Consider the following 24,159-nt stretch of genomic DNA (forward strand, 5'->3'; position numbering starts at 1 on the left):
AAACTGTCAAAATTCAGCAATACAGAAAAAGCGAATTTAGGAAATAGCAATTGTGAAAAAGACGGAACAATATCCGCCTTTTTCTATTGACAGATAATAGGTAATATATTACCATATATAAAGTAATATATTACCTATTGGAGGATGATATGAATATTAAAGATGTGATTCGTAGTGACAAAGTAGATTTTACAGGGATTGATTCATCTTATTTTTTACTGGGATTATTAAGTGCTTTTGATAACAGATTTCAGGCTGTTGCAGATAGCACGATGAAAGAAGTAAGTTGGAAACAGTTTTTTGCAATTATATGTATTAATCTGTGTAAAGGAAAACCAACGGTTAAAGAACTTGCTGAGATTATGGGTAGCTCACATCAGAATGTAAAACAGATTTTATTAAAATTGGAAAAGAAAGGTTTTGTTACTATTATCGTAGATAAAAATGACAAGCGAAAACAGCGCATTGAACTTACTGACTATTGTAGAGATTTCTGTGAAAAAAACGATGAAATGACTATGAGTATTTTGAAAAAAATGTTTGCAGGTGTTTCAGAGGAGCAGCTACAAGTAACAATACAGACGATTATACAAATTGAAGATAATTTGAAGGATTTAGCTTAATTTAAGACAAATGAAAGAAATGGAGAATATTGAGATGAGAAAAGACATTATTGTAATTTATAATTCACAGACTGGATTTACAAAGAAATACGCACAATGGATTAGTGAAGCCCTAGAATGTGAATGTGTTGAGCTTAATGAAGCTGGCAAACTGAACTTTGAGCAGTATGATGCGATAATATTTGGCGGCTGGGCATGTGCAGGTGGAATTAGTAAAATCAAGTGGTTCAAGAACAATCTAAAAAAGTGGAACGACAAAAAATTGGCAGTATACTGCGTAGGCGGAAGTCCTATAGAAAATCCTGAAATAGAAGTGGCGATGAAGAATTGGTTTACTGAAGAAGAACATCAAAAGGTAAAGATATTTTATTGTCCGGGTGGATTTAATTATGAGAGAATGTCGGGTACTTCTAAATTAATGATGAAAATGTTTATAAGTGTATTAAAGGCAAAAAAAGATAAGACTGAAGCAGAGAAGATTCAAGCAGAAATGATTTCTAAGTCATACGATATCAGTGACAAGAAATATATTGAACCAATTGTGGACTGGGCAAAGCACATTTGTGATTGATGTGATAAAATTGAAAATTCCAGTAATATGAACTACTCGAAATTTTTGAGTAGTTCATATTTGTAATACCAAACTTTTTTCTAATTCTCCCGAATTATGGGAAAAATTAAAATTTTATAACATTTATAAAAATAGTTCCGATTTCCTTTCGGATTTCTCCTATAAGTGAGACAATAATTATTTTTACACAAACCAGCTTATTCGTGGTAGAATAAAACCACAGATAAGCTGGTTGTTTGTTTTGAAAGGAGAATCTTATGAAAACCAAACAACCGGAACTAAGCAAAATCACTGCACTCTACGAGAGATTATCCCGTGATGATGAGCAAAGCGGTGACAGCAACAGTATCATAAACCAGAAGAAAATGCTGGAGAAATATGCAACTGAACAGGGATTTACCAATCTGCGTCATTATACAGATGATGGCTGGTCGGGAACCAATTTTGACAGACCGGACTGGAAGCGTATGCTTGCGGATATTGAAGATGGCACTGTAGGATGCGTTATTGTAAAGGATATGAGCCGTATCGGGCGTAATTACCTTGAAGTAGGCTTTTATACGGAAGTGCTGTTTCGAAAGAAAAATGTGCGATTTATCGCTATTTCCAACGATGTGGACAGTGCCCTGAACGATGGCAGTAACGAATTTGCCCCATTCCTTAATATTATGAACGAGTGGTATGTAAGAGATACCAGCCGGAAGATCAAATCCGTACTTCATAATAAGGGGATGGACGGAAAGCATCTGACAAGTAATGCAATCTACGGGTACAAGAAAGATCCTGATGACCCAGATCGTTGGATTATTGATGAAGAAGCTGCCGCTGTTGTAAGACGAATTTATCAGCTTATCATAGAAGGAAACGGACCGATGCAGGTAGCAAGGATACTGAAGGATGAAAAGGTTGAAAGACCTTCCTATTATCTTGCAAAGCAGGGACTTGGAACCTGTCGGGGAAGCTGTGACATGAACAGACCATACACTTGGACTGCCACTACGATTTCAGACCTTGTAAGAAAACCTGAATATATGGGGCATACCGTGAATTTCCGCACCAAGAAACTATCCTATAAGGATAAGAATTCTGTGCACAATTCACCGGAGGACTGGATTATTTTTGAAAACACGCAGGAAGCAATTGTGGACGAAGAAATATGGCTTATTGTTCAGAAAATCCGTGAAACCAAGCACCGTCCCACCAAGAAAGGGGACATCAATCCTCTGACCGGACTGGTATACTGTGCTGACTGCGGTGCTAAGATGTTCAACCACCGCACCGGCGGTTATGAAAAGAAGGATAAGGATGGTAATCCAACCGGAAAGTACACCAATGCACAGGACAATTACACCTGCTCCACTTACAGTAAGGCAAAGAGCAAGTTTGAAAACAGATGCACACAGCATCATGTCCGTACGGATGTTATCAGGGATTTGCTTTTGGAAGTCATCAAAGCTACCAGCACTTATGTGATGGAGCATGAATCCGAGTTTATCGAAAAGGTTCGCAGTGCTACGGAGCTTCAACAGGAAAGCGAAGCCAAAGCACTGAAAAAACGTCTTTCCAGAGAGCAGAAACGTATCAAAGAACTAAATACCCTCATCAAAAAAATCTATGAGGACAATGTAAATGGGAAGCTAAGTGACAAGCGGTTTGAAATGCTTTTGGCTGACTACGAAACAGAACAAAGTGAATTGGAATTATCAGTAGATGCTTTAGAAAAGGCTTTGAATGACTATCAGGAGAATGCTGATAATGTAGATAAGTTTATTGAACTGTACACCGATACACAGATTTCACAGAGCTTACTACTCCTATGATTAATGAATTTGTTGATAAAATTGTAGTACACGAAGCGGACAAATCTACCGGTGACAGAATCCAGCAGATTGATATTTATCTCAAGTATGTGGGTAAACTGGATGTCCCAATGCCGGAGCTTACACCCGAACAGATGAAAGAGAACGAACGCAAACGCCGTAAACGTGCTTGGGGGCGTACCTATTGGAGGCGCAGAAAAGAGCGTGAACAGGCGGAACAAGAGGCAAAAGAAAAAGAGCTATCTGAGGCAGTCGGCTAGACTGTCCCCGAAATAACCCTTAGATAATGAAACATGAGTTTGACGGATAGTCATAATTGTATTATCATGATTGAGTATCAAAATGAATGATGAGGAAATTATGACACGTTTTTTTAAAATATGGAATCGGACGCCATTGATTAAGCGGATTGCTATCGGTGTTGTTATTGGATTATTTCTAGGGTTGCTCCTACCCAAGCTTAGTCTTATTGGTCTATTGGGCCAGATGTTTGTTGGCGGTCTTAAAGCGATTGCACCACTTTTGGTATTTGTCTTAGTTGCGAATGCATTATCTCAGCATGAAGAAGGACAAAAATCGAATATGTCAACGGTTATTGGTCTTTATCTTGTAGGTACCTTTTCAGCAGCTTTTGTGGCAGTTTTAGTCAATTATATTTTTCCATTGACCTTGACTCTAACCAAGTCCGCTGAAACGGATTTAGCTGCACCGCAAGGCATTGCTGAAGTTTTTCAGACTTTATTATTGAAATTGGTTGATAATCCTATCAATGCTATCGCAACAGCCAACTATATTGGTGTTTTGACTTGGGCAGTAGTTTTTGGTTTGGCTATGCGGAATGTTAGTCCAGCAACCAAAGAATTGTTACAGACACTCTCTGAAGTAACGTCAAAGGTAGTCACGTGGATTATCAATTTGGCGCCAATTGGGATACTAGGGCTAGTTTTTACTACTATTTCCGAAAATGGCGTAGGAATTTTAGCGGACTATGGTCTTTTGATTGCTGTTTTGGTAGGGACAATGTTGACGGTTGCCCTTGTGGTTAATCCATTAATTGCCTTTATTATGATGCGTGAAAATCCCTACCCTCTTGTTTTTCGTTGTCTGCGGGAGTCTGGACTTACGGCTTTCTTTACACGAAGTTCAGCAGCTAATATTCCTGTGAATATGAAACTTTGTGAAGATTTAGGACTTAACAAGGACACTTACTCAGTTTCTATCCCTTTGGGAGCTACTATCAATATGGCTGGTGCAGCTATTACTATCAATGTTTTGACTTTGGCTGCGGTTAATACTTTAGGGATTTCTATTGATTTTTTAACAGCTCTTTTGCTGAGTGTTGTAGCTGCAGTGTCCGCTTGTGGTGCATCTGGCGTAGCAGGAGGTTCTCTCTTGCTGATTCCTGTGGCATGTAGCCTCTTTGGTATTTCTAACGATCTTGCAATGCAGGTAGTGGGCGTAGGTTTTATTGTTGGAGTAATCCAAGATTCCTGTGAAACAGCTCTCAATTCTTCAACGGATGTTCTCTTTACTGCGGTAGCTGAGAAATCTGTTTGGGGTAAGAAAAAACGTTAATAAGTAAGCGAGGTTGGGCAGTAGCGCAGCCTTTTTTGTAAAAAAATAGATAATACTAATAGTTTAAAACTATGGTTGGTTCAAGAAATAAGAATCTTCCAAAACGGTGTCGTTTATGATAAAATAAGACATTGTTAAAAGGAGGTTAGCTATAAGTATGAGTAATAAATTATTAGTGTTGCAGTCAGATTTTGGTTTGGTTGATGGAGCAGTTGCAGCCATGATTGGTGTGGCTTTGCAGGAAGATCCAACGCTTAAAATACATAATCTAACACATGAAATCACTCCTTATAACATTTTTGAGGCTTCATATCGTCTCTTTCAGACGGTAGAATATTGGCCAGCGGGGACTACATTTGTCTCTGTCGTGGATCCAGGTGTGGGCTCTAAGCGTAAAAGTGTGGTTGCTTTAACAGAATTGGATCAATATATTGTGACGCCTGATAATGGGACACTTTCTTATATCAAGAAACATGTAGGGATTAAGGCTATTAGGGAGATTTCAGAGGTAAAAAACCGCCGCAAAAATACGGAGTATTCATATACTTTTCATGGACGTGATGTTTATGCCTTTACGGGTGCTAAATTAGCAAGTGGGCATATTAGTTTTGAGGAAGTTGGACCAGAATTACCAATTGATGCTATTTTGGAACTTCCAGTAGTGGAGACGAGCTTTACAGATGAGTCAGTTTGTGGTGCAATTGATATCTTAGATGTGCGTTTTGGTTCTCTCTGGACCTCCATTACACGTGAAGAATTTTATAGCCTAGATCCAGACTACGGTGGCCGTTTTGAGGTGACTATTTACAACAATGATATGCTGGTGTATCAAAATCAGGTGACCTACGGCAAGTCTTTTGCGGATGTGCGTATTGGTCAGCCTATTATCTATATCAATTCGCTTTACCGTGTTGGTCTTGCCATCAATCAAGGGTCATTTGCTAAGGCTTACAATGTCGGTGTTGGATCAAATTGGCGCATTGAGATTAAGACGATTTAAGAAACTGTATTCACAGTTCAACACTTCCATCTAAGGCTAGTTTTTGAACTACTCATCGTTAGTTTTTTTCAAGATACAGTCAGTATTCTCTTAAAAACTGCCTTGATTAGTGAAAAATTATCTCTTATATAAAAGCACTTCACTTGTGAATACAAGTTCTAATAATCATAAAGGAGTTATCATGAAAAACAATTCAATCAAAAAAGTTGTCGCAACAGGAATTGGAGCAGCGTTATTTGTAATCATTGGTATGCTGATTAATATTCCTACTTTCGTGCCGAATACCAGCATTCAGCTTCAGTATGCGGTTCTCGCCCTTTTTGCTATTATCTACGGACCAACTGTAGGTTTCTTTTCTGGTTTTATAGGGCATACTCTGAAAGATGCTTTCCAATATGGCAATCCTTGGTGGACATGGATTTTGGTGAGTGGCTTGCTTGGTCTTGCCATTGGTCTTTTGTCTAAGAAAATCAATATTGAAAAGGGTCATTTGACAGTCGGTGACTACCTTTGGTTTAACTTTGTGCAAATTGTTGCCAATGTTGTCGGGTGGGCTGTTATTGCGCCTTACGGTGATATCTTGATTTACCACGAAGCCTCAAGCAAGGTTTTTGCTCAAGGGCTTTTGTCGGCGGCTGTTAATAGTGTGACTATTGCCATCGGTGGTAGCCTCTTGTTGGCCGCTTACGCTAAGTCTCGTGTGAAGTCAGGTAGTTTAACTAAGGACTAGTTTAATAGTTATAACATTTATGACAAGCTGATATCGGCTTGTCTGCTTTGCTTTAATGCAGAAAGTTAAACATTTTGGTCCGCTTATGGTGAGCGTTGGGGAAGGTTTTACTCTCTACGCACACTTGCTAGGACAACTTAATATTATGGGGAGAGATTATGGCGCCATTTATTCAGTTTAAACAATTTACCTTCAAATATGACGCACAAGCGGCGCCAACTTTGAAGAATATCAATCTGATCATCGAAAAGGGGCAGAAGGTGCTGATTGTTGGACCATCGGGTTCAGGAAAATCTACTCTTGGTCACTGTCTGAATGGAATTATTCCCAATACCTACCACGGAGAGAAATCGGGGACCTTCACCATTGATGGAAAGGATGCTTTTAACTTATCTATTTATGAGAAATCACACTTGGTTTCTACCGTTCTGCAAGATCCAGACGGTCAATTCATCGGCTTAACGGTAGCAGAGGATCTGGCCTTTGCTCTTGAAAATGACGGTATTACTCAAAGTGAGATGGTACAGAAAGTTCACGACTGGGCACAGCGATTAGATTTGCTGAATTTTCTTAATCATCGTCCGCAAGATTTATCTGGAGGGCAAAAGCAGCGCGTTAGTTTGACAGGAGTGTTGATTGACGAGAGTCCCATCTTACTTTTTGATGAACCATTGGCGAATCTTGACCCAAAATCGGGTCAAGACACTATTGATTTGATTGACCGTATCCACCACGAGCAAGAGACGACAACTATCATCATTGAGCATCGTCTGGAGGATGTTCTCTACCGTCAGGTGGACAAGGTCGTGTTGGTCAACGATGGTCGCATTCTCTTTGATGGGACACCTGATGAGTTGTTAAAAACTCAGCTTCTAGCAGATAATGGGATTCGAGAGCCACTCTATGTTACGACTTTACGTGATTTGGGTTTTCCTGTAGAAATGGCAGAGCATTTGTCTAAACTTGATCAGTTAGACTTAGATGGTCTGACTTTTGACAAAACGAGTAGATCAGCTCAGCCATTACCCAAAGAAAAACTCTTGGAGGTCAAAAATCTCAATTTTGCCTATAATGCTGAGCGCCAAATTTTGAAGGGCATCAATCTGACCATCGGCAAAGGGGAACGTTTGGCTATTGTTGGTCGTAATGGTGCTGGAAAATCCACATTAGCTAAGGCTTTGTGCCACTTTATTGAGCCAACTGGTGAGATGCTCTATCAAGGGAAGTCAATTACAGCAGATTCGGTTAAGGAACGGGCGGAGAGGATTGGCTATGTTCTGCAAAATCCTAATCAGATGATTAGTCAGAGTATGATTTTTGATGAGGTGGCTTTGGGCTTGCGTTTGCGAGGGTTTTCTGAAGCTGAGGTAGAAGAACGAGTGCTTAATACGTTGAAAACATGTGGGCTTTACGAGTTTCGGAAGTGGCCTATCTCGGCTCTATCCTTTGGTCAGAAGAAGCGTGTGACCATTGCTTCTATCTTGGTACTTAACCCTGAACTTATTTTGCTGGATGAACCAACAGCAGGTCAAGATAAGAGGAATTATACCGAAATCATGCGTTTTTTGGACACTTTGCATGCAGCGGGCCATACTATTGTCATGATTACGCATGACATGCAACTCATGCTAGAGTATTCAGATCGTAGTGTGGTGGTCAGTGATGGCCAGATTTTAGCAGATTGTTCTCCTGTTGAGCTCTTCGCACAGCCTGAAATTTTGAAGCAAGCGCACTTGAAGCGAACTAGTCTCTTTGATTTAGCTGAAAAAATTAAGGCGGATCCTCTTGCCCTGACTCAATTCTATATCCAAAAAGAAGGAGGAGCCCATGGCTAATCAACTTATCGGTTATCAGGAAAATTCTGGCTTCATTTACCATTTGTCGGGTGCCAGTAAGTTGCTTTTCTTCGTTTTAGTGTCAATTGCCTGCATGACGACTTATGATACACGATTAATTTTGCTTGTGGCCTTGTTTGCGACTCTTTTGCTGAAAATGGCTGGAATTTGTTGGAGTCAGATTTCTTTTGTAATCAAGTTCATTACCGTTTTTGCACTTTTGAATGTTCTCATGGTTTATCTCTTTGCACCAAGCTATGGTGAGAATATTTATGGCGCAAAGACAGTACTTTTGCAGGGCTGGGGACCTTTTTACCTAACCAGTCAAGAAATTTTTTATCTTTTCAATCTGACTCTCAAATATTTTTGTACAGTGCCATTGGCGGTGCTCTTTCTGATGACAACTCACCCGAGCCAGTTTGCCTCCAGTCTTAATCAAATCGGAGTACCTTACAAGGTGGCTTATGCGGTCAGTTTGACGCTTCGCTATATCCCAGATGTGCAAGAGGAATTTTATATGATTCGCATGTCACAAGAAGCGCGTGGATTGGAATTATCCAAGAAGGCCAAGCTACTTGAGCGCATCAAGGGGAATCTTCAAATTGTCATTCCCTTAATTTTTAGCTCGCTTGGTCGTATTGACACCATCTCAACAGCTATGGAGTTGCGCCGTTTCGGGAAAAATAAAAAGCGGACTTGGTACACCCAAAAAAACTTTACTAAACAGGACGTTGCGACAGTCTCTCTTGCCCTTATCATCCTTTTAACGAGTTTAACTCTTTTCTATGTTAACCAAGGTAGATTCTACAATCCTTGGCGGTAATACGTAGCCTATTACAAAAAGCACACCACAGATTATTTTGCGGTGTGTTTTTTAATATATTCTAGTTTTTGTTTTCTATTTTTTTGCTTGAAGTAACTTTCGGCGCTCATAGCTTCTTCTTTGCTGGCGAAGCATTCCGAGTATAGGAGCTTGACGGGGAGTCTAGCTCTGGTATACTTGGCACCTTTGCCTGCGTTGTGGGTTTTGAGGCGGCGGTCAAGATCGGTTGTATAGCCAGTGTAGAGGCTGCCATCTGCGCACTTGAGCACATACATATAAGCTTTCTTAAGACTTGTCTCTGATTTCTTGCTTGTTGCTGTCATATTAGTTTGCTTTGCCGTTTTTGCCAAAATAAATCTCAAAAACTTCATCGGTATAGTCACCATTATCCTTGTGGACATAAAGAGGTGGTAGGATTTTGAGTCCATCAGTTGAGCCATCCTTGATAGCCTCGATAAGGAGCAGGTTTGCTTCACGTCCTGACTTGGGATAGACAAATTGGATGCGCTTTGGAGCGAGGTTGTAGTGGCGCAGGGTATCAATGATATCTAGAAAACGGTCAGGGCGGTGAACCATGGCTAAGCGGCCGTTGGATTTAAGGGCATGACGAGCGACCTCGCAAATGTCATTCAGATTGGTCGTGATTTCGTGCCGTGCTAGCAAATAATGCTCCGACAGATTCTTCTTGGAAGTTTCTGTAGCCTTGAAATAGGGCGGGTTGCAGAGGATGAGTTCAACCTGTGAGCGAGGGACGTGGTCAAGTAGATTTTTCAAATCATCATTAACCATCCGCACCTGGTCTTGCAGGTTGTTAAGCTGAATAGACCGTTCTGCCATATCCGCCAGACGCTCTTGCAATTCTACAAGGGTAATTGTCGCCGAAGTAGCAGTGCTGGTAAAGAGACCTACGGCACCGTTCCCAGAGCACAGATCAACAATGAGCCCGCGGCTTGGAATTTTTGGAAAACGAGAAAGCAGAACACTGTCAATAGAGTAGCTGAAGACATCCTTATTTTGGATAATCTTTACATCAGTTGAGAAGAGCTGGTCAATACGCTCTCCCTCTTTTAAAAGTGGATTTGTCATAGATTTTATTATAACAGAAAATGTATCAGTTGCGTTAGAGGAGTTGCTTTTTTTCCAGCCATTTTGAAAATTGCTTGCCAAGTGTAAGTGCTAAAATCAGATTGATTCCAACGATGAGACAGCCAATGACGGAAAAAACAAGCAGATCTGCCCAATTAAACTGTAAAAGCAGACTAACTTTTCCAATAATCCAACAGCTAATAGGAAGGCAGATAAGAGAAGTCGCCAGAGAGGGAATATACTGCCTGAAAAAGAGCGATTGTAATATGTGGACTAGCAGATGAAGGGTATAGGCAACGAAGCCACCTAACCAGATGAGGTAGAGAATTCGATGATGACCGATAAGAGCAACCAGCGAAAAAATTAAGACGATTATCAGCTCTTCAAAAACGGCTAAAGCAAAGCCTTCCGTTGAAAGGCCATCGTGAAGTTTGAGAAAAAGCGGAGCCTTCTCTTGGAGCAGCTGTTTGTGTTTGTTCATCCAAGGCATGAAGCCGACAATTTCTTCCATATCATGAAAGATAAAGAGTAAAGGGAAAAGCCAGATGTAAGTTACCATATACCAGACCTCCTTTGTTCATTATAGCACGTTTAAAAATGAGTTTCTTCTTTCGTAAATAACCTAATCGTGATACAATGAAAAGAAAGATTAAAAAAGGAGTAAGCTAGTGTTTTATACTTACCTGCGTGGCTTGGTTGTTTTTCTGCTTTGGGTTTTCAATGGTAATGCTCACTACCACAATGAAGACAAGATTTTAAGCAAGGACGAAAACTATATTTTGGTGGCACCCCACCGTACCTTCTGGGATCCCGTTTACATGGCCTTTGCGGCACGCCCTAAGCAATTCATCTTCATGGCGAAGAAAGAATTGTTTAAAAATCGTATCTTTGGCTGGTGGATAAAAATGTGTGGAGCCTTTCCAATTGATCGTGACAATCCTGGTCAACAGGCCATCAAATACCCTGTCAATATGCTAAAAAAGAGTAATCGTTCCTTGGTTATGTTTCCTAGTGGTAGTCGCCACTCGACTGATGTAAAAGGAGGTGTAGCTGTTATTGCCAAGATGGCTAAAGTAAGAATTATGCCTGCAGCCTATAAAGGACCTATGAAATTCAGTGGTCTAATTTCAGGTGAGCGTATTGACATGAATTTTGGGAATCCTATTGATGTGTCGGATATTAGACGAATGAATGATGAAGGAATTGCGGAAGTTGCTCGTCGTATTCAGGCTGAATTTGACAGACTAGATGCTGAAAATGACAGCTACTATGTTGATAAACGTACGAATCCTCTGACATACATTTACCGTTTGCCTTTAGCTATTGTCGCAATTATCGTAGTGCTTTTTACATTGCTCTTTAGCTATCTAGCAAGCTTTGTTTGGGATCCAGATAAACACCGTAACTAAAAAAACTCGTCAATTTTGGCGAGTTTTTTCGTATAGTAAAAGTGAGGTGATAATATGTTGAAAGATTATTTAGAAAAATGTCGTGATATTTTTGAAAAGAATAAACTGTGGTCAGTTCTAATAGGAGGGGGAGTTGTCTTGGGCTTAGGTCTTGTTGTGTGGACACAATTTCTTGCTCCAGTGCAACCAGTTTCAGCTAATTTAGCTTTACCTAGCAGTGCCCAAGGTACAATTTCTAAAAATTCTGAGAAATCAGCATCTACAAGTGAGCCAGAAACTTCTTCATCTAAGACTGATTTAGTTGTAGATGTCAAAGGTGCAGTCAATAAAGAGGGAGTTTATCGCTTGGCAGCAGATAGTCGTGTGACCGATGCCATTAAGGCAGCTGGTGGGCTGACGGCTCAAGCTGATAAGAAATCTATTAATCTTGCCCAGAAAATTAGTGATGAAGAGGTCATTTATGTTGCCAATCAGGGCGAGGATATTAGTGTGATCTCAACTCCTTCTCCAAGTTCAGCAACAACAGATGCGTCAGGTAGCAAAGAAGAGACGACAGAAAAAATCAATCTTAATACTGCTACATTGGCAGATTTACAAACTATTTCAGGAATTGGTCAGAAAAGAGCACAAGATATTATTGACTACCGTGACAACAATGGCGGTTTTAAGTCAGTAGATGACTTGACAAATGTTTCAGGAATTGGTGAAAAAACGCTTGAAAAACTGAAATCAGAGGTGAGTGTTGACTAATTGTTTACCTATTAAGCCAATTCATTTGGCTTTTTTGCTAGTCTTACTTTATTTTCTTATTTTTTCATGGACAGTAGCGGGGCTAATTTTATTTATCTTTGCTCTCATTAATTTGTATCGACATTATGGGTCTAAGAAATTCTTTCAAACATGTGGTTGTTTGGTGGTTTTTGGTTTGTATTTTGTGACACTGCATTTTAAACACGAACAGGACTATGCGGCAGCGCCAGCCAGTCTGACTCAGATTGAACTGGTGCCTGATACCATTTCAATTAATGGTGATTTGTTATCTTTTGAGGGTAAATCTAATGGTAGGACCTATCAAGTTTTTTACCAATTCAAGTCGCAAGAGGAGCAAAGCTTTTTCCAAAAATTGGATAAAACTATAATTTTGACAGTTCAAGCGACAACCGAGGAAGCCACACCTCAACGTAACTTCAAGGGATTTGATTATCGGAGTTATCTCAAATGCAAGGGAATTTATCGCATAGTTAAAATCGAGACTATTACAAACATGCAACAAGCAACTAGACTATCTCTAACTGGCTATTTGCATGATTGGCGTAGAAAAGCCATTGTTCACATTCAGCAGAGTTTTCCTTCCCCTATGCAGCATTACATGACAGGCCTGCTTTTTGGATATTTGGATAAGTCTTTTGAAGAGATGGGCAATCTTTACTCTAGTCTTGGGATTATCCATCTTTTTGCCCTTTCTGGTATGCAGATAGGTTTTTTTCTAGGTATTTTTCGCTTCCTTTTTTTGAGAATGGGCTGGCGCAAAGATTATGTAGATTGGCTGCAAATTCCTTTTTCCATTTGTTATGCAGGGTTGACAGGTTTCTCTGTATCAGTTATCCGTAGTCTCATTCAAGCTAGTTTGACAAATTTAGGAATCAAACGTTTGGATAATCTTGCGCTGACGCTGATGATTATGTTCTTTTTCCTACCGCATTACCTTTTGACAACAGGTGGAGTACTAAGTTTTTCCTATGCGTTTATCTTATCTCTGATTGATTTTGATGGGCTTAGTGAGTATCGTAAGAAACTTGCGGAGACTACTGCCATTACTTTTGGAATCTTACCTGTTTTAATTTTTTATTTTGCAACTTTTCAGCCCGCATCAATTGTGTTGACAGCTGTATTTTCTCTAGTCTTTGATGTTTTTATGTTACCCGTCTTATCGGTGATATTTCTATTATCACCATTAGTAAAAATCAGTTTTGTTAATGGTATTTTTGAAGGATTGGAAAGAGTAGTGACATGGGTAGAACGATATTTCAATCACTCGTTAGTCTTTGGACAACCTGATTTAACTGTATTTTTAGCCATGTTGATTGCCTTAGGATTTCTTTATGATGTTCTAAGGAGAAAAAAGCTGGCGCTACAACTTTGCTTATTTTTGGCTCTGCTATTTTTCATAAGCAAGAACCCACCGTGCAACGAGGTAACGGTGGTTGATATTGGTCAAGGCGATAGTATTTTTCTGCGGGACGTCACTGGAAAGACAGTGCTTATTGATGTGGGTGGGAAGGTCAGTTTTTCATCTCAAGGGAGCTGGCAGGAGCGACAATCAGATAGCAATGCAGAGCGTACGTTAATCCCTTATCTCAAAAGTAGAGGTGTTGATAAAATTGATCAGTTAGTGCTGACTCATACCGATACTGACCATATTGGGGATATGGAAGTGGTAGCAAAGCATTTTAAAATTGGTGAGGTCTTGGTGAGTCCTGGAAGTCTGACGGTACCTAATTTTGTCAAGCGCCTGCAAAAAATGAAGGTAAGGGTTCGTTCTATCAAAGCAGGGGATAAACTCTCTATCATGGGAGACAGTCTTCAAGTGCTTTACCCTAGTCGTACAGGTGACGGAGGGAATAACGATTCTTTAGTACTCTATGGAAAACTCCTAGACAAGACTTTCCTTTTCACAGGTGATCTTGAGGAAGAAGGTGAAAAGGAAATAACGTTTAATTATCCCAATTTGCAAGTGGATGTTCTTAAGGCAGGTCATCACGGTTCTAAAGGTAGTAGCAGTTCAGAGTTTTTAAGTCATATCAGCCCAAAAGTTGCTCTCATCTCAGCAGGACAAAATAATCGTTACCATCACCCTCATCAGGAAACCTTGGAAAGATTTGAGAACGTAGATAGTCGTGTATATCGTACTGACCAACAAGGCGCTATTCGTTTTATCGGGTGGCAAAAGTGGAGAATTGAGACGGTAAGGTGAGCATTAGCAAATCAGATGACGAGATATAGTCAATTAGTTTATCTTTTATTACTTCGTTAACTCGCCTTGCCGTACTCCAGTACTGCCTGCGGCTCGTTGCCTAGTACTAAAAGCAAACTAAAAGACTATATCAGTATCGTTTTATCGTTTAGTTTACAAGACACAGCGTCCCATTGAACTCAATACATTGATAAATCAACTTCCATGCTGCTACACAAGGCTTCTTTGCTGTTTACCTCAAAAACTCCCCATCACTTGTACTGCATCCAATAGTTAGACAGAAAAACTCTAACTTTTTGGGGTCAGTACACTTGTTGATGGGGAGCTTTTTATATCATCTTTGTTCCATGCACAGAGGAGGCACCTGTCAGTCGAGCTAGTTCTTGACAATTATCAGTTGTAACACCACCACCAATCATAATTTCGATACGTTGGTCGGTATAATTTACTAGATTTCTAAGATGCTCAAGATTATCAAAAATATCGTTTTCTGAGGAACTACCATGAGTTAAAATGCGAACAAAGCCTAGTTCAATCAAGTCATCTATTGCTTGAAATTGGTCGGACTTTGGAATGGCATCAAAGGCCATATGAAAGACTAATGGCAGACCTTGAGTGGCTGGTAATAGCTGCTCAATGCCATCACGGTCTAGCTGTTTATCCTTAGTCAAAAGACCTAAAACTAAGGCATCAGATTCTAATTCAACCGCTTGAAGAATGTCTTCTTCCATGGCACGCAGCTCCAAGTCGTTGTAAGTAAAATCACCACCCCGTGGTCTAATCATGGTTGCTAGACTGATTCCTTTGTCATGTAGATAGCTGCTAGCCTCTTTGATGACACCATAGGAAGGTGTGGTTCCACCTACTGCAAGATTATCACAGAGCTCAACACGATTAATATCAGGAGCAGTCAGTTTGGAGAGGTGGCTTAGATTTTCAGCACAAAATTCTTTAATTAGCATGAAATTTCCTCGAACGTTCGTTTTTTACCATTATACCATGAAATTTTAAAAGAATCTTTGTGAAATGTTTGACAAAATCCGCTCAAAAATCTTTACAAAATTCAGAATATTGTGCTATAATTTCTTTAATTAAATTTTGGAGGTGTCATTTATGACCATTTATAACTTTTCAGCAGGACCTGCTACTTTACCTAAGCCAGTGCTTGAAACAGCACAACGTGAACTCCTTGATTATCAAGGATCCGGTATGTCCGTGCTTGAAATGTCCCACCGTTCTCCAGAATTTGACAAGATTATTAAAGATGCTGAGAGCACACTGCGAGAATTGATGGCTATCCCAGATAATTATAAGGTGTTATTTCTTCAAGGTGGTGCCTCAACACAATTTACCATGGTTCCACTTAACTTAGCCCAGGGCAAAAAGGCCTATTATTTGGTAGGTGGTTCTTGGGGTAAAAAAGCTTATACTGAGGCCGTGAAATTATCAAAAACGATTCCTTTTAAACCAATCCTTTTAGCATCATCAGAAGATACAGTTTATGATCACATTCCGGATTTTGATGCCTCAAGCATTGATCCAAATGCTGCTTATGTTCATCTGACAACCAATAATACTATTGAAGGTACAGCCATCTACGATTTACCAGACACCAATGGTGTCCCAATTGTTGCAGATATGTCTTCAAATATTTTAGCGGCACGTTACAACGTTGAAGATTTTGCCCTTATCTATGCAGGTGCTCAGAAGAATATTGGGCCGGCAGGTGTGACGGTTGTGATTATTCGTGAAGACTTCTTGAATGATCAACCACAACTATCTGCTATGTTGGACTATCGTATTCAAGCTGAAGCTGGATCGCTCTATAATACCCCACCATGCTATAGCATTTACATTTCAAAATTGGTCTTTGATTGGGTCAAAAATGAGATTGGCGGCGTTGATAAGATGGCAACAATTGAGCGCGAAAAATCGGGCTTGCTTTATGACTTCATCGAAAAATCAGATTTTTATACTAGCCCTGTGAAATTTGTCAAAGATCGCTCAGTCTGCAATATTCCTTTTGTGACCCCGAGTAAGGAACTCGATGCTAAGTTTGTCAAAGAAGCAGATGCACTTGGCTTCAAGAATATCAAGGGTCACAGATCTGTTGGTGGCATGCGTGCTTCCCTTTACAATGCCTTTCCACGCCAAGGTGTCTTGGATTTAATTGACTTTATGGCAAAATTTGAAGCTGAAAATAAGTAACCTCTTTCTTACCTTTTTTAAGTGACTTTGCTATAATGGTAAAAAAGAATGGAAGAAGGTAAGTAAATGGAAATCAGACAAGCGTTTCCCAATGAAATTGCTGCTGTTATGGCGGTTCTTAATTCTGCGAAGCAATTTTTAGCAGTATCTGGTTCTAGCCAGTGGCAAGGTGAGAATGGCTATCCCAATGAAGATGATGTTTTTGAGGATATCTTGAAGGGGCAGGCTTATGTTGCTCTTTTGGAGGGACAGATTGTTGCCTATGCTGCGATGATTGATGGTCAGGATCCGGCCTATAACAAGATTTACGATGGCAAGTGGCGTCACAATAATCACCGCTACATCACCTTCCATCGATTGGCTGTTTTGAGTGATTTTGCTGGTCAAAAAATTGCCCAAACCTTTTTACAAGGTCTCATTGAAAGTCAGCTTGGCCCTGATTTTCGGATTGATACGCATGAAAATAATAAAATCATGCAACATATCATTGAAAAACTAGGCTTCGTCTATTGCGGCAAGGTTCCCATTGATGGAGAGCGCCTAGCTTATCAAAAAATAAAACTTAAAAACGAGAAGGCTCTTTATCAAGAAATTGATGAAAAGGCTTATCATGGTTATTAAAAGACAAAAATTGAGAAAAGGAAGGTTGCTTATTTCGGCCTTTGTGTGAAAATAAATGGTTTATAGTGTCAAAACATTTAATAATATTAACCAAATTGGTTTAAAAGAATTGGGAAATAATTTTCAAATTGATGGAGATAAGTCTGACAATCCTGATGCTTATATTATCCGCAGTCAAAACTTGCACGATGTGACATTTCCAACAAACTTAAAAGCCATTGCTCGTGCTGGTGCTGGAACCAATAATATTCCCATTGACGAAGCTACGGCTCAAGGAATTGTTGTTTTCAATACCCCTGGAGCCAATGCCAATGCTGTCAAGGAAGCTGTTTTAGCTTCGATTCTCATGTCAGCGCGGGATTATCTTGCTGCTAATGCTTGGGTTAACACCCTTTCAGGTGATGATGTTCCTAAGCAAGTTGAAGCCGGTAAAAAACAATTTGCAGGAACTGAAATTTCTAAGAAGACTCTTGGTGTTATCGGTCTTGGTGCTATCGGTAGCCGTATTGCTAACTATGCTCAGCGACTTGGGATGGATGTTTATGGCTACGATCCTTATGTTTCTATTGAGACAGCTTGGAATATTTCCCATCATGTTAAGCGTGTGGATGATCTTAAAGATATTTTTGCTAATTGTGATTATATCACTGTTCATGTGCCATTAAATGATAAAACACGTCACACTTTTGACAGCCAAGCTTTTGCACAAATGAAAAAAGATACAGTCATCATCAACTTTGCTCGTGCAGAACTGGTTGACAACGCCGCTCTTTTTGATGCTATTGATACAGGAGTTGTTAAACGCTATATCACTGACTTTGGAAGCGAAGAGTTGCTTAATAAAGAAAAGATTACGGTTTTCCCGCATGTTGGGGGTTCAACAGAAGAAGCAGAACTCAACTGTGCTATTATGGCTGGTAAAGAAATCCGTCAATTTATGGAAACGGGAGAAATTACTAACTCAGTGAACTTTCCTAATATGCACCAAGCTTTGGATGCACCTTACCGCATCACCTTGATTAACAAAAATGTTCCAAATATCGTGGCTAAAATTTCAACAGCTGTATCAGATTTGGGAATCAATATTGACAATATCCTGAATCGTTCTAAAGGTGATTATGCTTACACTATTCTTGACCTTGACGAGACAGATAAAAGCAAGATTGATGCTCTTGTTGATAATTTCGAAAACAGTGCAAACATTGTTCGTGTGCGTTTGATTGCCAATACAAAATAATGGTAAAGTGCTGAGAAGGATTTCTCAGTACTTTTTGGTATAATAGAGCTATGTTACACAAGCAGATTTACAATTCACCTTTTGGGGCAGATGATTTTGTTGGCGGATGACAGCGGACTGCTGGGGGCTTGGTTTGTCGGCCAGAAGTATGCACTTCGTGGTTTTGAGGCTATGGACATAGCAGAGCAGCCGAGTCCGATTTTGACAGCAGCGCAAGTTTGGCTGGATGCCTATTTTGCGGGACGAAAGTCGCAGAGCGGTCCTCCCTTGTCGCCACAGGGCACGGCCTTTCAGAAAAAGGTTTGGACATTATTAACTCGTGTCCCCAGCGGTCAAACCATCACTTATGGGCAAATAGCGGCACAACTCGCCTGCAAGTCGGCACAAGCTGTTGGCGGTGCGGTTGGTAAAAATCCTCTGAGCATTTTCATCCCCTGCCACCGCGTGCTTGGCAGTCAAGGACAACTGACGGGTTACGCTGGCGGTCTGGAGCGAAAATGTTGGCTTTTAGACTATGAAAAAGGAGTAAAGAAATGACCTATATTTTTTATGAATACCCTACTTGTAGCACTTGTAAGAAGGCAAAGGCAGAGTTGGAAACTTTGGGAGTACCCTTTGAGTCTGTTAATATAAAGACTAACCCACCTCAAGTTAAACTCTTGCGCAATCTCTTGGAAAATTCAGGTTTGGATTTGAAAAAATACTTCAATACAAGTGGTCAGTCCTATCGAGCTTTAGGGCTCAAAGATAAATTTGGACAAATGACCGTGGATGAGGCTTTGGCACTATTAGCTGCAGATGGTATGCTCATCAAACGGCCTATACTCATCAAGGATGGCAAGGTTTTGCAAATTGGCTATCGAACGCCTTATGAAGCTTTGAACTTAACGAAGGACTGAGAATGACTTCATGGCTTGGACGTATTCTTTTAGGACTGTTGATCTCTATTATTTTTTATGAATCAGATAAGTGGATATTTGAAGTAAAAAAAAGACAAAGTTTATCAAGGAAGACACAACTACAAAAATTCAAGGTTCAGAAATTTGTATAAAAAGGTGATATATTTTTTGTCCTGTATGACAACACTAGCTTTTATCGTCTTTTTTATCTTTTGTCTATACGGCTGTGTTAACCTTTATTTTTATCATCATGGACGAGAAGGGTTCTTTATTCCTTTGGCAGTTTTTTTCCTAACGCTATTAGTCTATTTTTCTTGGCGTTTGTTTCGCTTAGGAAAGCTTTGGAACTACTTTTGGGACAGACAAAATCATGACTAATGCAGTTTTGGGGGTGTTTTTACTACGAGGAAAATATGGAAAGGAAAAAGTGGTAGTAGTTCATAAACGAGGAACAACTGCTCTGGTGAACTATCTATTTACCTTATTAGCTTTACTGGTGAAAAAAGTAATGGCTTTTATCTCTTTATGCAGTGGCCGGGCTTACAGAGTCTATTAGAGTCGGGAAAAGAGAATACATGAAGTAAGAGAAAATAACCTAAAAGGGTAAATTATAGTCAATTAGTTTATCTTTTATTACTTCGATGTAAGAGGAAACTCCGTTTCCTTATTTCCAACTTCAAACACTCCATTGGATTGTTTGAACTCACTTTGCCGTACTTTACGAAAGTGACTTGCTTCGCATGTCTTATTTCCAACCTAGAACAGCCTAGAGGCTGTTCTAGCAACCTGCAGCTCGTTGCCTAGTACTAAAAGCAAACTATAAAAACACTGGAAACGATCACAGATGATTATTTCCAGTGTTTTCATTTTTGATTTTCGTTAGAAAAAGTAGAGTTTGTGTAAAACCACTTATACCTGTCCATAGCAAATAGCCAGTATGTGATGTGAGAAAGGATGGAAAGATAACTAGATCCTACTTGATTTTGCAAAACCTTATGTTGCTCTGCCATTGATAAAACTTAATGAGCAAAGGTATTAAGACCAAAAATCATTGAAAGTGTTCCCATGATGAGTCCTGCAAGGATAACCCCTAACATTACAGCGATAACACTTGGTTTGAATTTCCAGTCAAGGATAGAAGCTGCTAGAGTTCCTGTCCATGCACCAGTACCTGGCAATGGGATACCAACGAAGAGGAGAAGAGCCCAGAAAATCCCCTTTTCACCAGCAGTTTTTTCTAATTTTTGACCACCACTATGTCCTTTTTTTAGACACCATGTGAAGAAACCGCCTATATAGGGTTTGTCTGCCCCCCATTCCAAGACTTTGCGAGCAAAAAAGAAAATAATTGGTACAGGAAGCATATTGCCAATCACTCCGATGAGTAATGCCTGCCACATGGGGATACCTGTCGCAATAGCGTAGGGAACGGCTCCCCGCAACTCAACTAGCGGCACCATGGAGATTAAAAATGTGATGAGATAATTCATTAGATTAGATAAACCTTTCTTTTAGTTCAATCTCCATTTTATCCTAACTTGAAAAGAAACTCAACTAAAATCGTTTTATGATTCATCTGAGGAGAACTCTTTTGTTTAAAAAAGTCTGAAATTCTGATATAATAAGGTCAGTTATAGTCAAAATGGCTGGGAAGGAGTAAGCTAATGGTTACTAAAAATACATCGGATAGTATTGAAGAATACATCAAACAATTATTGTCCCAATCGGGCATTGCCGAAATTAAGCGATCGCATTTGGCAGATACCTTTCAAGTTGTTCCGAGTCAGATTAATTATGTAATTAAAACACGTTTTACAGAAAGTCGCGGCTATGTCGTGGAGAGCAAACGAGGCGGTGGAGGCTACATTCGTATCGCTAAAGTTAGCTTTTCTGATCAACATCATTTATTAGGCAGTTTGATGACTACCATAGGTGATCAGATTTCAGAGCAGGTTTTCACGGATATTATCCAGATGCTTTTTGATGAGAAAATCATCAGTGAATGCGAAGGAAACCTGATTTTAGCTACAGCTTCAGATGATGTTTTGGGGCAAGATGCGCCGCGTATTCGTGCGCGTATGCTTCGCAGAATTTTATATAGATTAGATAGAAAAGGATTTCGTTAATGACTGAATATTCATTTAAGATGCAAGAAGTTTTTAAACTTGCGCAATTTCAAGCAGCTCGCTACGATAGCAGTTATTTAGAAAGTTGGCATCTTTTGTTGGCAATGGTTGCCCTTCATGATTCTATTGCAGGTCTAACTTTTGCTGAGTATGAGAATCGTATTCCTTTTGAGGAGTATGAAGCGGCCGTGATTTTAGCAATTGGTAAAACACCGTCTGATACTGCAGAGACTATCCAATTTTTAGAACAGTCACATGCCATGAAAAAGGTGCTTCAATTTGCTCAAGCTATTGCAGAGGTGACGGGAAGTAAAGATGTTGGGACAGAACATGTACTTTTTGCCATGTTACTTGACTTGGACTTGTTGGCTAGTCGTATTTTAGAGTTGGCTGGATTTAAAGCTAAAGAAGACGGGGACTCTGTGCGTTTGCTTGATTTACGAAAGACTTTGGAGCGTAATGCTGGTTTTACTAAAGAAAATATCAAGGCCATTCATGATCTACGTAAACCCAAAAAAGCCAAAAGTGGAGCTGCTTTTTCTGATATGATGAAACCTCCTACAACTGTCGGAGACTTGTCAGAATTTACCCGAGACTTGACTGATCTGGCGCGTCAAGGTAAGTTAGAACCAGTTATTGGACGGGACAAAGAAATTTCCCGTATGGTTCAAGTCCTTAGTCGTAAAACTAAGAATAATCCTGTTTTGGTGGGAGATTCTGGGGTTGGGAAGACTGCACTTGCTTACGGCCTAGCCCAACGTATCGTTAATGGAACAATACCTTATGAGTTGCAAGGTATGAAAGTTTTGGAACTTGACATGATGAGCGTAGTAGCTGGAACGCGCTTCCGTGGGGATTTTGAAGAACGCATGAATCAAATCATCGCCGATATAGAGGAAGATGGGCATATCATTCTTTTCATTGATGAACTGCATACCATTATGGGATCTGGTTCAGGGATTGATAGCACCCTAGATGCGGCAAATATCTTGAAGCCAGCTTTGGCACGTGGAACACTACATATGGTAGGTGCAACGACACAGGAAGAATATCAGAAACATATTGAAAAAGATGCTGCCCTGTCACGCCGTTTTGCTAAAATTTTGGTTGAGGAACCGAGCCTTGATGATGCCTATCAAATTTTGTTAGGCCTAAAAAAATCCTATGAAGATTACCACAATGTAAGCATTTCAGATGCTACTGTTCTGACAGCAGTTAAGGCAGCTCACCGTTATTTGACCAGCAAACATTTGCCGGATTCAGCCATTGACCTTTTAGATGAGGCCAGTGCTACCGTTCAAGGACTAGTCAAAAAAACTGAACCAGCTTATTTGACACCTGTTGATCAAGCTATTATGAATGGAGATTTCTCACAGGTCTCTAAACTACTGAAACAATCACGCTCTCAGGCTAAGCCAAAACCTATTCCTGTTAGCGAGGATGATATCATGTCAACCCTCAGCAAGTTGTCAGGTATTCCGGTTGAGAAGCTAACTCAGGCAGATAGCAAGAAATACTTGAACTTGGAAAAAGAGCTCCACAAGCGCGTGATTGGTCAAGATGCTGCTGTTTCAGCCATCAGTCGCGCCATTCGTCGCAATCAATCTGGTATTCGCACTGGTAAACGGCCAATCGGCTCTTTCATGTTTTTGGGCCCAACGGGTGTCGGAAAAACAGAACTTGCCAAAGCTCTGGCAGAAGTCCTATTTGATGATGAATCTGCCCTTATCCGTTTTGACATGTCTGAATATATGGAAAAATTTGCGGCTAGTCGTCTCAACGGTGCCCCTCCTGGATATGTTGGCTACGAAGAAGGTGGCGAATTGACTGAGAAAGTTCGTAACAAGCCATACTCTGTCCTTCTTTTTGATGAGGTGGAAAAGGCTCATCCTGATATTTTCAATGTACTTTTACAAGTTCTAGATGATGGAGTTTTGACGGACAGTCGTGGTCGCAAGGTTGATTTTTCAAATACTATTATCATCATGACCTCCAACCTTGGTGCGACAGCGCTGCGTGATGACAAGACTGTTGGATTCGGTGCTAGAGATTTTGCTCATGATCATGTAGCCATGGAGAAACGTATCCTAGAAGAACTTAAAAAAGCTTATCGCCCAGAATTTATCAATCGGATTGATGAAAAAGTTGTCTTCCACAGCCTAACTGAGGACAATATGCGCGATGTGGTGAAAATAATGGTTCAACCATTGATTACAGCATTGGCTGAAAAAGACATTATTCTCAAATTCCAGCCTGCTGCTCTTAAATATTTGGCAACAGAAGGTTACGATGTGGAAATGGGTGCCCGCCCGCTACGTCGCACCATTCAGACACAAGTCGAAGACAAACTTTCAGAATTTATCCTTTCAGGTAATCTATCTAGTGGGCAAACACTGAAAATCGGACTCAATAAAGATAAACTTAAATTTGATATTGTATAGACAGAAAATCCCTCGCATCAAACTGAACTGCTCCCTGTCAAGTGGACAATGAAATAATAAAAGATTAGGCGACGGCCTTGTTCCTCATTTCAAGAGGGGCAAGGCCGTTGTTGCGTTCTTGAAAACGTTGATGATTGTAAAAATAGATGTAGGCATCAATATCTGAAACCAGCTCCTCAAA

At 40.1% G+C, this 24,159-nt stretch carries 24 protein-coding genes and 2 pseudogenes; 20 read left to right on the forward strand and 6 right to left on the reverse strand.

Translation table 11 applies throughout. The annotated features are described in order from the left end of the window. Nucleotides 1-149: 149 nt before the first annotated feature. The 10 genes and pseudogenes from A3I7_RS0102955 to A3I7_RS0102990 all read left to right on the forward strand — a co-directional run bounded on the left by A3I7_RS0102955 (nt 150) and on the right by A3I7_RS0102990 (nt 8,977). Nucleotides 150-623 (forward strand): MarR family winged helix-turn-helix transcriptional regulator, encoded by a 474-nt coding sequence (locus A3I7_RS0102955; protein WP_018375294.1) that lies wholly within the window; start codon nt 150-152, stop codon nt 621-623. 34 nt (nt 624-657) lie between these two features. After that, on the forward strand, nt 658-1,194 hold the full coding sequence (locus A3I7_RS0102960; protein WP_018375295.1) for a flavodoxin domain-containing protein: 537 nt from the start codon (nt 658-660) through the stop codon (nt 1,192-1,194). A 257-nt stretch (nt 1,195-1,451) separates the two neighbouring features. After that, nucleotides 1,452-3,014, forward strand: a complete 1,563-nt coding sequence (locus A3I7_RS13065) for a recombinase family protein (RefSeq protein ID WP_245538833.1) — start codon at nt 1,452-1,454, stop codon at nt 3,012-3,014. Further along, nucleotides 3,011-3,055, forward strand: a pseudogene (locus tag A3I7_RS14455) (hypothetical protein); the annotation flags it as partial. The gene A3I7_RS13065 and the pseudogene A3I7_RS14455, both read left to right, overlap by 4 nt. Before the next feature lie 69 nt (nt 3,056-3,124). Next, a complete protein-coding gene (locus A3I7_RS14460; protein ID WP_245538834.1) occupies nt 3,125-3,274 on the forward strand; it encodes a hypothetical protein in 150 nt (49 codons plus the stop codon). Nucleotides 3,275-3,374: 100 nt separating this feature from the next. Next, nucleotides 3,375-4,589, forward strand: coding sequence for a serine/threonine transporter SstT (sstT, locus tag A3I7_RS0102970; RefSeq protein WP_026217104.1), 1,215 nt, complete (start codon nt 3,375-3,377; stop codon nt 4,587-4,589). A 157-nt stretch (nt 4,590-4,746) separates the two neighbouring features. Next, nucleotides 4,747-5,589, forward strand: a complete 843-nt coding sequence (locus A3I7_RS0102975; RefSeq protein ID WP_018375297.1) for an SAM hydrolase/SAM-dependent halogenase family protein — start codon at nt 4,747-4,749, stop codon at nt 5,587-5,589. A 181-nt stretch (nt 5,590-5,770) separates the two neighbouring features. Next, nucleotides 5,771-6,319, forward strand: a complete 549-nt coding sequence (locus A3I7_RS0102980) for an ECF-type riboflavin transporter substrate-binding protein (RefSeq protein ID WP_018375298.1) — start codon at nt 5,771-5,773, stop codon at nt 6,317-6,319. Nucleotides 6,320-6,477: 158 nt separating this feature from the next. Further along, nucleotides 6,478-8,154 carry an ABC transporter ATP-binding protein gene (locus tag A3I7_RS0102985; protein ID WP_018375299.1) on the forward strand — a complete coding sequence of 559 codons (1,677 nt, stop codon included), beginning with the start codon at nt 6,478-6,480 and terminating at the stop codon, nt 8,152-8,154. Then, on the forward strand, nt 8,147-8,977 hold the full coding sequence (locus A3I7_RS0102990; protein ID WP_018375300.1) for an energy-coupling factor transporter transmembrane component T family protein: 831 nt from the start codon (nt 8,147-8,149) through the stop codon (nt 8,975-8,977). The genes A3I7_RS0102985 and A3I7_RS0102990 overlap by 8 nt, the downstream gene beginning before the upstream one ends. A gap of 32 nt (nt 8,978-9,009) precedes the next feature. On the opposite strand, the gene A3I7_RS0102995 is transcribed toward A3I7_RS0102990, so the two are convergent. From A3I7_RS0102995 to A3I7_RS0103005, 3 genes are read right to left on the reverse strand one after another with little or no spacing between them, the layout of a single operon-like run. After that, nucleotides 9,010-9,300, reverse strand: coding sequence for a GIY-YIG nuclease family protein (locus tag A3I7_RS0102995; protein ID WP_051071837.1), 291 nt, complete (start codon nt 9,298-9,300; stop codon nt 9,010-9,012). A 1-nt stretch (nt 9,301) separates the two neighbouring features. Next, entirely contained in the window at nt 9,302-10,063 is a 762-nt protein-coding gene (locus A3I7_RS0103000; protein ID WP_018375302.1) for a tRNA1(Val) (adenine(37)-N6)-methyltransferase, read from the reverse strand. 34 nt (nt 10,064-10,097) lie between these two features. After that, a complete protein-coding gene (locus tag A3I7_RS0103005) occupies nt 10,098-10,622 on the reverse strand; it encodes an HXXEE domain-containing protein (protein ID WP_018375303.1) in 525 nt (174 codons plus the stop codon). 109 nt (nt 10,623-10,731) lie between these two features. Between A3I7_RS0103005 and A3I7_RS0103010 the strand changes: the two genes are divergently transcribed. From A3I7_RS0103010 to A3I7_RS0103020, 3 genes are read left to right on the forward strand one after another with little or no spacing between them, the layout of a single operon-like run. Next, nucleotides 10,732-11,472 carry a lysophospholipid acyltransferase family protein gene (locus A3I7_RS0103010; protein ID WP_018375304.1) on the forward strand — a complete coding sequence of 247 codons (741 nt, stop codon included), beginning with the start codon at nt 10,732-10,734 and terminating at the stop codon, nt 11,470-11,472. Nucleotides 11,473-11,526: 54 nt separating this feature from the next. After that, nucleotides 11,527-12,222: a helix-hairpin-helix domain-containing protein gene (locus A3I7_RS0103015; protein WP_018375305.1), complete on the forward strand. Its 696-nt coding sequence runs from the start codon at nt 11,527-11,529 to the stop codon at nt 12,220-12,222. Further along, the gene (locus tag A3I7_RS0103020; protein WP_425423196.1) at nt 12,212-14,446 is read left to right on the forward strand and encodes a DNA internalization-related competence protein ComEC/Rec2; all 2,235 of its coding nucleotides are present in this window, start codon (nt 12,212-12,214) and stop codon (nt 14,444-14,446) included. Before A3I7_RS0103015 ends, A3I7_RS0103020 begins: the two co-directional genes overlap by 11 nt. A 329-nt stretch (nt 14,447-14,775) precedes the next feature. Here A3I7_RS0103020 and A3I7_RS0103025 read toward each other — a convergent pair whose 3' ends face one another. Then, the gene (locus tag A3I7_RS0103025; RefSeq protein ID WP_018375307.1) at nt 14,776-15,408 is read right to left on the reverse strand and encodes a copper homeostasis protein CutC; all 633 of its coding nucleotides are present in this window, start codon (nt 15,406-15,408) and stop codon (nt 14,776-14,778) included. 151 nt (nt 15,409-15,559) lie between these two features. Between A3I7_RS0103025 and serC the strand changes: the two genes are divergently transcribed. The 5 genes and pseudogenes from serC to A3I7_RS0103050 all read left to right on the forward strand — a co-directional run bounded on the left by serC (nt 15,560) and on the right by A3I7_RS0103050 (nt 19,411). Beyond that, entirely contained in the window at nt 15,560-16,654 is a 1,095-nt protein-coding gene (gene serC, locus A3I7_RS0103030) for a 3-phosphoserine/phosphohydroxythreonine transaminase (protein ID WP_018375308.1), read from the forward strand. Nucleotides 16,655-16,720: 66 nt separating this feature from the next. Beyond that, nucleotides 16,721-17,275: a GNAT family N-acetyltransferase gene (locus A3I7_RS0103035; RefSeq protein WP_018375309.1), complete on the forward strand. Its 555-nt coding sequence runs from the start codon at nt 16,721-16,723 to the stop codon at nt 17,273-17,275. A 55-nt stretch (nt 17,276-17,330) separates the two neighbouring features. Beyond that, nucleotides 17,331-18,512 carry a 3-phosphoglycerate dehydrogenase family protein gene (locus A3I7_RS0103040; protein WP_018375310.1) on the forward strand — a complete coding sequence of 394 codons (1,182 nt, stop codon included), beginning with the start codon at nt 17,331-17,333 and terminating at the stop codon, nt 18,510-18,512. A 50-nt stretch (nt 18,513-18,562) separates the two neighbouring features. Beyond that, nucleotides 18,563-19,049: pseudogene (locus A3I7_RS0103045) on the forward strand (methylated-DNA--[protein]-cysteine S-methyltransferase). Further along, entirely contained in the window at nt 19,046-19,411 is a 366-nt protein-coding gene (locus A3I7_RS0103050; RefSeq protein WP_018375312.1) for an arsenate reductase family protein, read from the forward strand. Before A3I7_RS0103045 ends, A3I7_RS0103050 begins: the two are co-directional and overlap by 4 nt. A gap of 1,019 nt (nt 19,412-20,430) precedes the next feature. Here A3I7_RS0103050 and A3I7_RS0103060 read toward each other — a convergent pair. Then, entirely contained in the window at nt 20,431-20,901 is a 471-nt protein-coding gene (locus tag A3I7_RS0103060) for a COG2426 family protein (protein WP_018375314.1), read from the reverse strand. Between the two features lie 174 nt (nt 20,902-21,075). Here A3I7_RS0103060 and A3I7_RS0103065 point away from each other — a divergent pair, with 174 nt between their 5' ends. Together A3I7_RS0103065 and A3I7_RS0103070 are read left to right on the forward strand one after the other, a co-directional pair. Further along, the gene (locus tag A3I7_RS0103065) at nt 21,076-21,537 is read left to right on the forward strand and encodes a CtsR family transcriptional regulator (RefSeq protein WP_018375315.1); all 462 of its coding nucleotides are present in this window, start codon (nt 21,076-21,078) and stop codon (nt 21,535-21,537) included. After that, on the forward strand, nt 21,537-23,978 hold the full coding sequence (locus A3I7_RS0103070) for an ATP-dependent Clp protease ATP-binding subunit (RefSeq protein ID WP_018375316.1): 2,442 nt from the start codon (nt 21,537-21,539) through the stop codon (nt 23,976-23,978). The genes A3I7_RS0103065 and A3I7_RS0103070 overlap by 1 nt, the downstream gene beginning before the upstream one ends. A 64-nt stretch (nt 23,979-24,042) precedes the next feature. Here A3I7_RS0103070 and A3I7_RS13545 read toward each other — a convergent pair. Beyond that, the coding region (locus A3I7_RS13545; protein WP_018375317.1) for an IS3 family transposase at nt 24,043-24,159 on the reverse strand (117 nt) is incomplete at its 5' end.

This window comes from Streptococcus orisratti DSM 15617, from assembly GCF_000380105.1.
Lineage (GTDB): Bacteria > Bacillota > Bacilli > Lactobacillales > Streptococcaceae > Streptococcus > Streptococcus orisratti.